The organism is Methylorubrum subtropicum, assembly GCF_038442325.1.
GTDB lineage: Bacteria > Pseudomonadota > Alphaproteobacteria > Rhizobiales > Beijerinckiaceae > Methylobacterium > Methylobacterium subtropicum.
Genome location: NZ_JBBXMW010000004.1, coordinates 141,346 through 153,713, shown reverse-complemented (window position 1 = coordinate 153,713; position 12,368 = coordinate 141,346). Strand labels below are relative to the sequence as shown.

Here is a 12,368-nt window from a genome sequence, read left to right as displayed (position 1 = left end):
TCGGCCCGAAAGGCGGTCGCCGGCTGTCTAGCCGAGGCTCCGAAGAAGAGCGTTTGGGGGAAGACGATGGCGACCGTGTCCGATTACCGGGCCCTCCTCTCGGGCTCCTCATGGTGGGGCCAGGGCACGGTCGGCAAGCCGGCCTTCATCACCTACTCGTTCGAGGCGCGCTCCTACGAGACCGTCGCGGGCGCGCCCTATTCGGCTGCGTTCCGCGCCTCGTTCCAGCCCCTGACCGAGACCGAGAAGGCGGCGGCCCGCGACGCGCTGAAGCAATGGGGCGACGCCAGCGGCATCCGCTTCCTCGAAGCCGATGCCGGCCAGGGCGACATCCGCTTCGCCACCTACGACCTCGTCAAGGACCCGAACCAGTCGGGGGCGGCGGGCTACGCCTACTACCCCTTGGTCCATCTCGGCGGCGACTACGCCTACGATGACGCGACCGGCGGCGACATCTACCTCGACGATCAGGTTGCGGGTTATTCCCTCGACGACATGACCCACGTGCTGATCCACGAGATCGGCCACGCGCTCGGGCTCAAGCACCCGTTCGAGGGCGACCCGGTGCTCGCCACCGATCTCGACAACACCGACCACACGGTGATGAGCTACACCGGCTACGGGCCGAAGCTCGGCCCGTTCGATCTCGATGCGATCCGCTACCTCTACGGCGGCGCGGATCGCGACGGGAAGCAGGTCGCCTCCTGGTCCTGGAACGCCACGACCGACACCCTGACCCAGACCGGCTTCGCCACCGCCGACACCATCCGCGGCGTCGCCTCGGCCGACGTGATGTACGGCATGGGCGGCAACGACATCCTGTTCGGCGGTCGCGGCAACGACCGGCTCGACGGCGGCACCCAGGACGACAAGCTCTACGGCGACGTGGGCAACGACATCCTGAACGGCGGCGACGGCAACGACACCCTGCGGGGGGATGCCGGCAACGACACCCTCGACGGCGGCCGGGGTAAGGACACGCTCGACGGAGGCGACGGCAACGACCGGCTTATCGGCGGCGACGGCGACGATACCCTGCGCGGCTGGGCCGGCAAGGACACCCTCGACGGCGGCGCGGGCAACGACATCCTCGACGGCGGCGACGGCGACAACGTCCTGACCGGGGGAGCGGGCGACGACACCCTTAACGGCGGCTTCGGCCGTGACCAGCTCGACGGCGGCGACGGCAAGGACACCCTGACTGGCCGGGACGCCAACGACATCCTCGTCGGCGGCGCGGGCGACGACCTGTTGTGGGGAGGCGCCGGCGCCGACCGGCTGGTCGGCGGCCTCGGCGACGACTGGCTCAGCGGCGGCGACGACCCGGCCTGGTCCGCCGCCGACATCGACACCGCGGATTTCAGCGCCGCGACCGCCGCCATCGTCGTCTCGATGAAGGGCACCTACGAACTCATCGACGGCACTTACGTCTACTTCAACGCCCGCGGCGCCGACATCGGCGCCGACCGCTTCAGCAGCATCGAGAACGTGATCGGCGGCGCGGGCAACGACACCATCACCGGCAACGAGTACGCCAACGACCTCGACGGGCGCGGCGGCAACGACCGTCTCGCGGGCGGCGTGGGCAACGACGTCTACCGGGTGAATTCGTCCCGCGACGTCGTCATCGAGGCCAGGGGCGAGGGCCGGGACGCGATCGTCTCCACCGCCTCCTATCGGATCGCCGCCGGCCAGGAGGTGGAGACGCTCCAGTTCGCCGGCTCGACCGGCGCGGCCAAGCTCAACCTGTTCGGCAACGAGTTCGGCCAGACCCTAATTGGCAATGCCGGCGCGAACGTCCTCGACGGCGGCCTCGGCAACGATGTCCTGCGCGGCGGCAGGGGCGCCGACACCTTCGTGTTCTCGACCAAGCCCGGCAGCGCCAACCTCGACCACATCGCCGACTTCGCCGTCGAGGACACGATCCAGCTGTCGAAGAGCATCTTCGCGGCGCTCGCCGCGGGCCAGCTCGCCGCCACGGCGTTCAAGAACGCCGGCACGGCGGCGATCGATCTCGACGACCGCATCATCTACCGGCAGACGACGGGCGAGCTGTTCTACGACGCCGACGGCTCGGGCAAGGCGGCGGCGGTGAAGTTCGCCGTGCTCGACAACAAGGCGGCGCTGACGGCGCACGACTTCCTGATCGTGTGAGTTCGAGGATCGCTCCGGGACTCGGTCCCGGAACGATCCCCCGGGTCAAAGGCCTAGCGGCATTGCGCCAGGGCCTTGGGCAGGTTGCCGATGTCGCCGCCGAGCTTCTGCTCGTTGAAGCGCTCCTGGCTCTCGCCGCGCAGGATCCGGACGACGGCGTAGTGCTTCAGCACGCCCTGCTCGGCGCCGGCCTTCGGGGCCAGCAGCTGCGGGTTCTGTTCCATCTGCGGCAGCAGGGTGACGAGACGCTTCATCGCCGCGGCCTGCGCCGGCTCCACGCCGCCGCGGCAGCGCTGGATCAGGTTGAACGCCGCCAGCGGCATGGCGGTGAAGAGATGGTAGCTCGACGCGCTCTTGCCGCGCTGCAACTCCCGCGGCAGCGTGCCGTCGGGCTGGATCTGGTCGGTGACGATGGATTCCCGGCCTAGCGCCCAGCGCCACGCATCCTCGTCGCGGGTGATGTAGGCCGCCGCGCCGACCGCGAGCGCCGCCCAGGCCGCGTGGTTGTTGGTGAAGGGCCGCGCGTTGTGGAACGCCCGCACGCCGTCGCTCATGGTGCGCAGCCAGTTCTTGGCCGCCGGGGTGATCGTCACGCCCGCGGCCTGCGCCTTGATGATGGCCAGCGCCATCGCGCTCAGCGTCCAAGTCTGCTCGAAATGCGCTTGGTCCGATTGCGGGACCGTGGCCGGATCGGTGCGGACCCAGCGGTCGAGGCTGGTGCCGAAGCAGGCGCCGGCGGCGGCGTTGCCGTTGATCGCGGCGTCGCTCAGGCCCTCCATCCGCTTGATGAAGCCGACCATCGGGCCGAGCGCCTGCCGGTTGAACGCCTTCACCTCGTCGTCGCTTCCGCTGGACTTGCCGCCCCGCATCTTGGCGTCGAGGATCGCGGAGGTCTCGGGCGGCAGGGGGCAGGCCCCGTCGCCGGGACTCGGCGTCTGCGCGGCGGCCGCGCCCGAGAACAGCGCGCCCAGAAGCGCGAGGGTTGCCACGGAGGCGACCGCGGGACGCGGCCGGCGAGAATCTGCCCGATGACGTGTGTTCATGGTCGTCCATGCCCGTTGTACGCGCACGGTCCGCGGGCGAAGGGCCGCCCGCCATTCATGCGCCCCCCATCCATCCGCTCGAACGGGGGCGCCACGAAGGCGAAGCACGGCCGTTTCCGCCTCACTCGCGGCAGGGCGCCCGTGACGTCGCCGACGCGGCGACCGGACCGCGGACGCGTGCTTTACTGATTTTTGTTGTTTGTGGAGGAGCTTGGGCGATGTGAAACAGGATGAGTCGGCCGGATCGGGGCCGAGCCCTTCGCAACACGGGATCGGGAGACGCCCCCCGGCGGCAGCGGGCGCCTCGCGGGGATCGGCACCCATGGCTTTCAACCCGTTCCGGCGGCCGGCCTCACCGATGCGGGCCCACATCATCCGGGTCAGCGGCGCGGCGACCGGGCGCTTCGCCGTGCTCGCCGCCGATTCCGGTCAGGCCCTGGCGGCGGTGGCGGCGGACCTCGGGCCCTGCGACATCGCCGAGGTCACGGACGACGTGCTCGCTCCGGCCGCAGCGGCCGGCCTCGGTCTCGAACCGGGCCGACCACGCCGACTGAGCTGACGCGGCCTCAGCGGTTGACGATGTAGCGGTCCATCAGGAAGCCGACGGTGAAGGCACTGAAGATCCAACAGTAGATATAGACGTAATCGATCGTGACCGGAAGGTTGGGCTCGTATCCGAGCCGAACCCACTCGACGATATGAACCAGCGGATTCCACTTCATGATCGCATAGAGGCGCTCGGGCAGATAACAGCCCATGAACTGAACCCCACTCGTCATATAGAGCGCGATGGCAATGACGATGTACATCAACATCCAGAACGGAAAGATCGCGACCAAGCTGACATTGAAGCTTCCGATTGCCAGCCCCATCAGGATCGCGGTTAGGTAGCCGGTCATCGCCGTCATGATATCGACCGGGACCGGATCGACCCCGAGGCAGATCAGGACGAAGCTGACGACGCCGAGGCCCATGAAGCTGCTGCAGATCTCGACCGCGCCGCGGGCCACCATCGTATCGACGCGCTTGACCTGCGGAAACCAGAGCAGGGCCTTGTGGGCGTTGTAGCCCTTCATCATCTCGCGGGAGATGTACTTGAAGGCGAGGAACGGGAACGCGCCCGACGCGACGAAGAGCAGCGGGGAATCGCCCATCGGCGATTCCATGTCGCGGAACGCCATGATCGACACGATGACGAGCACGTGGGCGACCGGCCACAGCATCTGGACCAGATAGCCCCAGTACGAGGCGCTGAAGCGGCTGCGCATGTCGCGCAGCATCAGGGCGTTGATGACGCCGAGATAGCTGTCGACCTGACTCGGCGGAGCCGTGACTCTGTGGGCCGGCGGCTGGACCCAGTTCGTGTTGACCGGGACGGCGGCGCGGGTCGGTGCACTCATGGAATCCGTCGCACGTGAATGGGTGTTCGCAGGCGTCATCGCCCGCAATCACGCCGAAATCGAGGAACGTGCGCGCGCGTCAGACGAAGTGGCGGAAGACGATGCGCTCGTCCCCGTCCGCATCGTCCTCCGGCGTCGCGTCGCCGATCGCCTGGGCGACACCGAGGCCGATCACCGACACCAGCAGCAGCGACAGGAGACGGCCGAAGCGGCGCGCCTTGCGCAGCTTCCCCCCGGCTTCGGCCCCGATGATGCGACGATCCATCATGACCCTACCCCGCGCGTCCGGCCCACCGGGCGACGGCTCCTCCATGCGGCGCGAGCTTGGCCCTTTTGTGACGCAACCCTCGTCCGCGCAACGGACATGGGGCGAGGCCGGCCGTCCGGCGCGCTGCGACCGGCGTCGGCCTAACCGATGCGTGATGAAGTGTCGCCTGAGCCTATCCAGGGCCCGTTGCCGTTTGCATCCCGGCAATCGCCGTGCCTTTTCTGTCGTGAGCGCGAATCGGGGGCACGTCGTGTCTGAAGAGCGGCGGCGTTTGACACGCCTCAACGGGTTCAAGATCGGGCTTTGTCGAGCGGCCGACGGTGCGCCCGTGGTCGAATGCCTAATCTGGAACCACAACGAGCACGGCGCGCTGCTGGAATTCCCGCATGAGGCGAGTCCGGACGAGGCGTTCCACCTGCACTGCCCAGAACTCGCCATCGACACCCCCTGCCGCGTCATCTGGCGCGACGGGCGGGAATGGGGGGTGGCTTATACCGCCTGATCGCAGGGAACTGCGGGCTCCTGGTGGGCGGTGAGGGACTCGAACCCCCGACCCTCTCCGTGTAAAGGAGACGCTCTACCAACTGAGCTAACCGCCCGGCCGCGACGCGCGAAGCGTTACGGAAGCGCGGGCGTGCGCGCAAGACGCTGGCCGTTGTCCCGTCCGCTTCCGGCACGAAAAAGGCCCCCGGAGCCTGCCGCTCCGGGGGCCTTCTTGCTTCGGTCCCGCTCGCCTTAATGGGCGACGAGCGTGGCGCTGTCGTCGTCGGTCCGGGCCGGGGCCTTGGCGGGCAGCGGCTCGTCCCACTCGATCGCCTCGGGCTGGCGCACGAGGGCGTGGGTGAGGACCTGATCCATCCGCGAGACCGGGATGATCTCAAGCCCCTGCTTCACGCTGTCGGGCACCTCGGCGATGTCCTTGGCGTTCTCCTCCGGGATCAGCACCGTCTTGATGCCGCCGCGGAGCGCGGCGAGCAGCTTCTCCTTGAGGCCGCCGATCGGCAGGACGCGGCCCCGCAGGGTCACCTCGCCGGTCATCGCCACCTCGCGGCGCACCGGGATGCCGGTGAGCGTCGAGATGATCGCGGTCGCCATGGCGATACCCGCCGACGGCCCGTCCTTCGGGGTCGCCCCCTCCGGCACGTGGACGTGGATGTCGCGGCGCTCGAACAGCGGCGGCTCGATGCCGAAGTCGAGAGCCCGCGAGCGGACGTAGCTGGCGGCCGCCGAGATCGACTCCTTCATCACGTCGCGCAGGTTGCCCGTGACCGTCATCTTGCCCTTGCCGGGCATCATGACGCCCTCGATCGTCAGCAGCTCGCCGCCGACCTCGGTCCAGGCCAGACCCGTCACCACGCCGACCTGATCGTCCGCGTCGATCTCGCCGTAGCGGAACTTCGGCGGGCCGAGGAAGGTCGGCAGCGTGTCGGGGTTGGCCTCCACCTGCTTGACCTTGGTGATCAGGATCTCCTTCACCGCCTTGCGGATCAGGTTGGAGATCTCGCGCTCGAGGTTACGGACGCCCGCCTCCCGCGTGTAGCGGCGGATGAGCATCATCAGACCGTCGTCGGTGATCGACCACTCGTCGGCCGCCAGCCCGTGCTTCTTGACCGCCTCGGGGATGAGGTGGCGACGGGCGATCTCCAGCTTCTCCTCTTCGGTGTAGCCGGCGATGCGGATCACCTCCATGCGGTCCATCAGCGGGCCGGGGATGTTGAGCGTGTTGGCGGTGGTGACGAACATCACGTTCGACAGGTCGTAATCGACTTCGAGGTAATGGTCGTTGAAGGTGCTGTTCTGCTCCGGGTCGAGAACCTCCAGCAGGGCGGCGGAAGGGTCACCGCGAAAGTCCATGCCCATCTTGTCGATCTCGTCGAGCAGGATGAGCGGGTTCGAGGTCTTGGCCTTGCGCATCGACTGGACGATCTTGCCGGGCATCGAGCCAATATAGGTCCGGCGGTGACCGCGGATCTCGGCCTCGTCGCGCACGCCGCCGAGCGACATCCGCACGAACTCGCGGCCCGTGGACTTGGCGATCGACTTGCCGAGCGACGTCTTGCCGACGCCGGGGGGGCCGACGAGGCAGAGGATCGGGCCGGTGAGCCGGTTGGTCCGCTGCTGCACGGCGAGGTACTCGACGATCCGATCCTTGACCTTGTCGAGGCCGAAGTGATCCGAATCGAGGATGGCTTGCGCGCCGAGCAGATCCTTCTTGATCTTCGAGCGCTTGCCCCACGGGATGCCGAGCATCCAGTCGAGGTAGTTGCGCACGACCGTGGCCTCGGCCGACATCGGCGACATCTGGCGGAGCTTCTTCAGCTCGGCGGTGGCCTTCTCGCGGGCCTCCTTCGTAAGCTTGGTCTTCTCGATCTTCTCTTCCAGCTCGGCCAGCTCGTCGCGACCGTCCTCGTCGCCCAGCTCCTTCTGGATCGCCTTCATCTGCTCGTTGAGGTAGTACTCGCGCTGGGTCTTCTCCATCTGCCGCTTGACGCGGGTGCGGATGCGCTTCTCCACCTGCAGCACGGAGATCTCGCTCTCCATCAGCGACAGCACGCGCTCCAGGCGCGCGGCCACCGTGGGAATCTCCAGGATCGCCTGCTTGTCGGCGATCTTGACCGCGAGGTGCGAGCCCACCGTGTCGGCGAGCTTGGACGGCTCGTCGATCTGCGTGACGGCGGAGACGACCTCGGGCGAGATCTTCTTATTGAGCTTCACGTAGTTCTCGAACTCGGAGATCACCGAGCGGGCGAGCGCCTCGGCCTCGACGCGGTCGCCGAGGTCGTCGTCGAGGGTGAGCGCGCGGGCCTCGTAGAACTCGTCGGAGCGGACGAACTCCTCGATCTGGGCACGTCCCGCACCCTCGACCAGCACCTTCACGGTGCCGTCGGGCAGCTTCAGGAGCTGGAGGACGGAAGCCAGCGTGCCGATCTTGTAGATCGCGTCGGTCGCCGGATCGTCGTCGCTGGCGTTGATCTGAGTGGCGAGCAGGATGTGACGGTCCGAGCGCACGGCCTCTTCCAGCGCGCGGATCGACTTCTCGCGGCCGACGAAGAGCGGCACGATCATGTGCGGGAACACGACGATGTCGCGCAGCGGCAGGACGGCGTAGGAGCCCGTCGAACCGGGAACGACCGGCTGGCGCGATTTCGACTGGGTCATGGGTTTTCCCTTATCTGTTGACGCCGGGCATGCGCTCCTCGGATCGAGCAAGCATCCTGCCAGGTGCCGACCGGGCCGCGAAGGGTCGGGGGCGAATGATACGTCTGCGGCTGGTAGCGCAGCCCGCACCTTGGGAAGAGCGGGGAGAGGAGAGAAGCGTGCCGGCTGCGATGGACTTGAATTGGTCCTTCGCCGGCGCGCTTTCAAGCGGCCACCCCCCGAACGAGAAAGGGCCGCCGGCTTGTGCCGGGCGGCCCCTCTTGGCTGCCGATCAGGCGCTGACGCTGGCCGGTGCGTCCTTGTTGCGGTCGCCGTGGATGAAGAGCGGCCTCGACTTGCCGTCCACCACCTCCGGGCCGATGACCACCTGCTCGACCGAATCGAGGCCGGGCAGGTCGTACATCGTGTCGAGCAGGATGGTCTCCAGGATCGACCGCAGGCCGCGGGCGCCGGTCTTGCGCTCGATCGCCTTGCGGGCGACGAGGCTCAGCGCCTCGTCCTGGAACGTCAGCTCGACGTTCTCCATCTCGAACAGGCGCTGGTACTGTTTGACCAGCGCGTTCTTCGGCTCCTGCAGGATCTTTTTCAGGGCCTCCTCGTCGAGGTCCTCCAGCGTGGCGAGCACGGGGAGACGGCCGACGAATTCGGGGATGAGGCCGAACTTCAGCAGGTCCTCCGGCTCCACCGAGCGGAACACCTCGCCGGTGCGGCGGTCGTCGGGTGCCTGGACGCTGGCGCCGAAGCCGATCGACGTGCCCTTGCCGCGCTGTGAGATGATGCGCTCAAGGCCCGCGAAGGCACCGCCGCAGATGAACAGGATGTTCGTGGTGTCGACCTGCAGGAACTCCTGCTGCGGATGCTTGCGCCCGCCCTGGGGCGGCACGGAGGCGACGGTGCCCTCCATGATCTTCAGCAGCGCCTGCTGCACGCCCTCGCCCGACACGTCGCGGGTGATCGACGGGTTGTCGGACTTGCGGGAGATCTTGTCGATCTCGTCGATGTAGACGATGCCGCGCTGCGCCCGCTCGACGTTGTAGTCGGAGGCCTGGAGCAGCTTGAGGATGATGTTCTCGACGTCCTCGCCGACATAGCCGGCTTCGGTCAGCGTCGTGGCGTCCGCCATGGTGAACGGCACGTCGAGGATGCGGGCGAGCGTCTGCGCGAGCAGCGTCTTGCCCGAGCCGGTCGGCCCGATCAGCATGATGTTGGACTTGGCCAGCTCGACGTCGTTGTGCTTCGTCGCGTGCGCGAGCCGCTTGTAGTGGTTGTGCACCGCCACCGAGAGGACCTTCTTGGCGAAGTCCTGGCCGATGACGTAATCGTCGAGGACGCGCCGGATTTCCTTCGGGGTCGGGACGCCGTCGCGGCTCTTCACCAGCGAGGACTTCGATTCCTCGCGGATGATGTCCATGCACAGCTCGACGCACTCGTCGCAGATGAACACCGTCGGGCCCGCGATCAGCTTGCGGACCTCGTGCTGGCTCTTGCCGCAGAACGAGCAGTACAGCGTGCTCTTCGAGTCGTTGCCGCCGGTCTTGCTCATGTCGGTCTCCGGTTCGCGGGCGCGGCCCCAGCCAGGAGGGCGCGCGCTTCGGTCATAGGATGTAAGCGCATCCGCCTAAAGAAACAGTCACACCGCGCGGATGCGTCGGGAGTGAGGCGCTCGAATCCCGATGCAACCATGCTGCCGCCTCGGGATCAACCGGCCGAGGGGGCCGGGCGAGCGCCGAATGGCCGCATGGTTTGCCGGCGTGCCCCGGACGCCTCACTGAGATGCCCGGGGTCATCCGCCTCAGGCCGCGGCGGGTTCCGGGCGCTTGTGCAGGATGTCATCGATCAGGCCGAACTCCTTGGCCGCCTCGGCGGTCATGAAGTTGTCGCGCTCCAGCGCCTGATGGATCGTCTCGTACTCGCGGCCGGTGTGCTTCACGTAGATCTCGTTGAGGCGCTTCTTGAGGGCCTCGATCTCGCGGGCATGGATCAGGATGTCGGTCGCCTGTCCCTGGAAGCCGCCGGAGGGCTGGTGCACCATGATCCGGGCGTTCGGCAGGGCGAAGCGGTGGCCGGCCTCACCGGCGGCCAGCAGCAGCGAGCCCATGGAGGCGGCCTGACCGACGCAGAGCGTGGTGACGGGGCAGCGGATGAACTGCATCGTGTCGTAGATCGACAGGCCCGAGGTCACCACGCCGCCGGGCGAGTTGATGTAGAAGGAGATTTCCTTCTTCGGGTTCTCGGCCTCGAGAAACAGCAGCTGGGCGACGATGAGCGAGGCGCCCTGGTCCTCCACCGGACCGGTCAGGAAGATGATCCGCTCGCGCAGCAGCCGGGAATAGATGTCGAACGCCCGCTCGCCGCGGCTCGACTGCTCGACCACCATCGGCACGAGCGAGTTGTGAAAGTAATCGACCGGATCTCTCATGTCAGCCCTCGGCTCCGGGTCCGGCCCGGACGAATCGCCCGGGGCCGGAGGTTACAGCGAACACGGCGCACGTTAACGCCGTCTGATCTTCGTCGACCGCGAGGCGCCCGACCGGCGGGCGCCCCGTGACCACGTTCCGATCGCGCCCGCCGCGGAGCCGCTGGGCGTCGATCAGCCGGCGGCCTGCTCGGACGCCGTCTCGTTCTTCTCGCCCTTGGGCTCGTCGGCCTTCGACGCGGAGGCGTCGGCCTCGTCGTCCTCGGCGAAGAGCGCCTCCTTCGAGACGGGCTCCTCGACCACTTGGACCTGACCGAGGACGTGGTCGACGACCTTCTCCTCGAACAGCGGCGCGCGAAGCTCGGCGAGCGCCTGGGGGTTGTTGCGGTAGAAGTCGTAGACCTGCTTCTCCTGGCCCGGGAACTGCCGGATCCGGGCGAAGAGGGCTTGGTTGACCTCGTCATCCGAGATCTTGATATCGGCCGTCTCGCCGACTTGCGCAAGCACCAGCCCGAGGCGCACGCGGCGCTCGGCGATCTTGCGGTACTCGGCCTGCGAGGCCTCCTCGGTGGTGCCCTCGTCCTCGAAGGTCTTGCCGCGGTTCTTCAGGTCCTGCTCGACCTGGGCCCACACGGCGGCGAACTCCTGATGCACCAGGGACGGCGGCAGATCGAAGGCGTACTTGCCGTCGAGCGCGTCGAGCAGCTCCTTCTTGAGCTTGCGCCGCGACTGGGCCTCGTAATCCGAGCCGATCGCCTTGGAGACGGCTTCCTTGAGCTTCTCCAGATCGTCCATGCCGAAGCGCTTGGCGAGTTCGTCGTCGATCTTGCTTTCGCCCGGCGCCTTGACGGCCTTCACGGTCACGTCGAACTCGGCATCCTTGCCGGCGAGCTGCTCGGCCTGATAGCCCTCGGGGAAGGCGGTCTTGACGAGGCGGGTGTCGCCGACCTTGGCGCCGACGAGCTGGTCCTCGAAGCCGGGGATGAAGGTGTTGGAGCCGAGCTCCAGCGGCACGTCCTCGCCCTTGCCGCCCTCGAACTCGGTGCCGTCGATGCGGCCGACGAAATCGATCACGACCTGATCGCCAACTTGCGCCTCGGCGCCCTCCTCGCGGTCCTCGAACGCGCGGCCGTCCTTGGCCATGCGCTCCAGCGCTTCCGTGATCTCCTCGTCGGAGGGGGTCACCACGAGCTTCTTGATCGACACGTCGGAGAGGTCGGCCAGCTCGAAGCTCGGCAGCACTTCGAGCTTCACCTTGAAGGCGAGGTCGCCCTTGGCGTCGAGCGCGCGTTCGATGATGTTCTGCTCCTCGTCCTTCGGGAACTCGATCTGCGGCTCCAGCGCCAGCTTGAGGCCCTTGTCGGCCACGATCTGCTGGTTGGCCTCGTTGACGGCGTTCTGCAGCACGTCGGCCATCACCGACTTGCCGTAGACCTTGCGCAGATGCGCCACCGGCACCTTGCCGGGGCGGAAGCCCTTGATCTGAACCTTGCCCTTGATGTTCGAGAGCTCGGTGTTGAGGCGATCCTCAAGCTCGGTCGCGGGGAGGAGCACCTGAAACTCGCGCTTCAGCCCCTCGGAGGTCGTCTCGGTCACCTGCATCGTCGTTCGTCCGCTTTTTCAAAAAAACCGCGATCTCGTCCTCGATGCCGCGGCGCCTTCGGGGAGCCCCGACGGCGCGAACGCCCGGCGGGAACCGGCCCGGTCCCGAGGCCGGGCCGATGCGGACTTGGTGCGGGCGGAGGGGCTCGAACCCCCACGTCTTGCGACACTGGAACCTAAATCCAGCGCGTCTACCAGTTCCGCCACGCCCGCGAGCGCTTCACGCGACATGGCCCTGTCCGGGCCTTCGAAGCGCGCGTCTATAGCACGCGCGTCCGGGCCCGCAGCAAAAAACTTGAGCCGCGGTTCGGGCAGTCGCGTCGCCT

10 protein-coding genes and 2 tRNA genes are annotated in these 12,368 nt (G+C 67.6%); 3 read left to right on the top strand and 9 right to left on the bottom strand.

Annotated elements, in window-relative coordinates:
• Nucleotides 1-66: 66 nt before the first annotated feature.
• Complete coding sequence (locus AAHG03_RS07665; RefSeq protein WP_342149945.1) at nt 67-2,154, top strand: matrixin family metalloprotease; 2,088 nt, start codon at nt 67-69, stop codon at nt 2,152-2,154.
• Between the two features lie 53 nt (nt 2,155-2,207).
• Here the strand turns inward: AAHG03_RS07665 and AAHG03_RS07660 are convergent, their stop codons facing one another.
• Complete coding sequence (locus AAHG03_RS07660; protein ID WP_342149943.1) at nt 2,208-3,143, bottom strand: alginate lyase family protein; 936 nt, start codon at nt 3,141-3,143, stop codon at nt 2,208-2,210.
• Nucleotides 3,144-3,519: 376 nt separating this feature from the next.
• Between AAHG03_RS07660 and AAHG03_RS07655 the strand changes: the two genes are divergently transcribed.
• Nucleotides 3,520-3,756, top strand: a complete 237-nt coding sequence (locus tag AAHG03_RS07655) for a hypothetical protein (protein ID WP_342149941.1) — start codon at nt 3,520-3,522, stop codon at nt 3,754-3,756.
• 7 nt (nt 3,757-3,763) lie between these two features.
• Here AAHG03_RS07655 and AAHG03_RS07650 read toward each other — a convergent pair whose 3' ends face one another.
• Nucleotides 3,764-4,597 carry an ABC transporter permease gene (locus AAHG03_RS07650; protein WP_342149940.1) on the bottom strand — a complete coding sequence of 278 codons (834 nt, stop codon included), beginning with the start codon at nt 4,595-4,597 and terminating at the stop codon, nt 3,764-3,766.
• A 79-nt stretch (nt 4,598-4,676) separates the two neighbouring features.
• A complete protein-coding gene (locus AAHG03_RS07645; protein WP_342149939.1) occupies nt 4,677-4,865 on the bottom strand; it encodes a hypothetical protein in 189 nt (62 codons plus the stop codon).
• A 328-nt stretch (nt 4,866-5,193) separates the two neighbouring features.
• On the opposite strand from AAHG03_RS07645, the gene AAHG03_RS07640 reads away from it, so the two are divergent.
• Nucleotides 5,194-5,367, top strand: coding sequence for a hypothetical protein (locus AAHG03_RS07640; RefSeq protein WP_342149938.1), 174 nt, complete (start codon nt 5,194-5,196; stop codon nt 5,365-5,367).
• A gap of 21 nt (nt 5,368-5,388) precedes the next feature.
• Here AAHG03_RS07640 and AAHG03_RS07635 read toward each other — a convergent pair.
• From AAHG03_RS07635 to AAHG03_RS07610, 6 genes are all read right to left on the bottom strand, one after another.
• Nucleotides 5,389-5,464: transfer RNA gene (locus tag AAHG03_RS07635), tRNA-Val, on the bottom strand.
• A gap of 136 nt (nt 5,465-5,600) precedes the next feature.
• Nucleotides 5,601-8,024: an endopeptidase La gene (gene lon / locus AAHG03_RS07630; RefSeq protein ID WP_342149937.1), complete on the bottom strand. Its 2,424-nt coding sequence runs from the start codon at nt 8,022-8,024 to the stop codon at nt 5,601-5,603.
• Nucleotides 8,025-8,295: 271 nt separating this feature from the next.
• Nucleotides 8,296-9,567 (bottom strand): ATP-dependent Clp protease ATP-binding subunit ClpX, encoded by a 1,272-nt coding sequence (gene clpX / locus AAHG03_RS07625; RefSeq protein WP_091949348.1) that lies wholly within the window; start codon nt 9,565-9,567, stop codon nt 8,296-8,298.
• Nucleotides 9,568-9,816: 249 nt separating this feature from the next.
• Nucleotides 9,817-10,443, bottom strand: coding sequence for an ATP-dependent Clp protease proteolytic subunit (locus AAHG03_RS07620; protein WP_056243009.1), 627 nt, complete (start codon nt 10,441-10,443; stop codon nt 9,817-9,819).
• A 171-nt stretch (nt 10,444-10,614) separates the two neighbouring features.
• Nucleotides 10,615-12,042: a trigger factor gene (gene tig / locus AAHG03_RS07615; RefSeq protein ID WP_342149934.1), complete on the bottom strand. Its 1,428-nt coding sequence runs from the start codon at nt 12,040-12,042 to the stop codon at nt 10,615-10,617.
• A 128-nt stretch (nt 12,043-12,170) separates the two neighbouring features.
• Nucleotides 12,171-12,255: transfer RNA gene (locus AAHG03_RS07610), tRNA-Leu, on the bottom strand.
• Between the last annotated feature and the right edge of the window lie 113 nt (nt 12,256-12,368).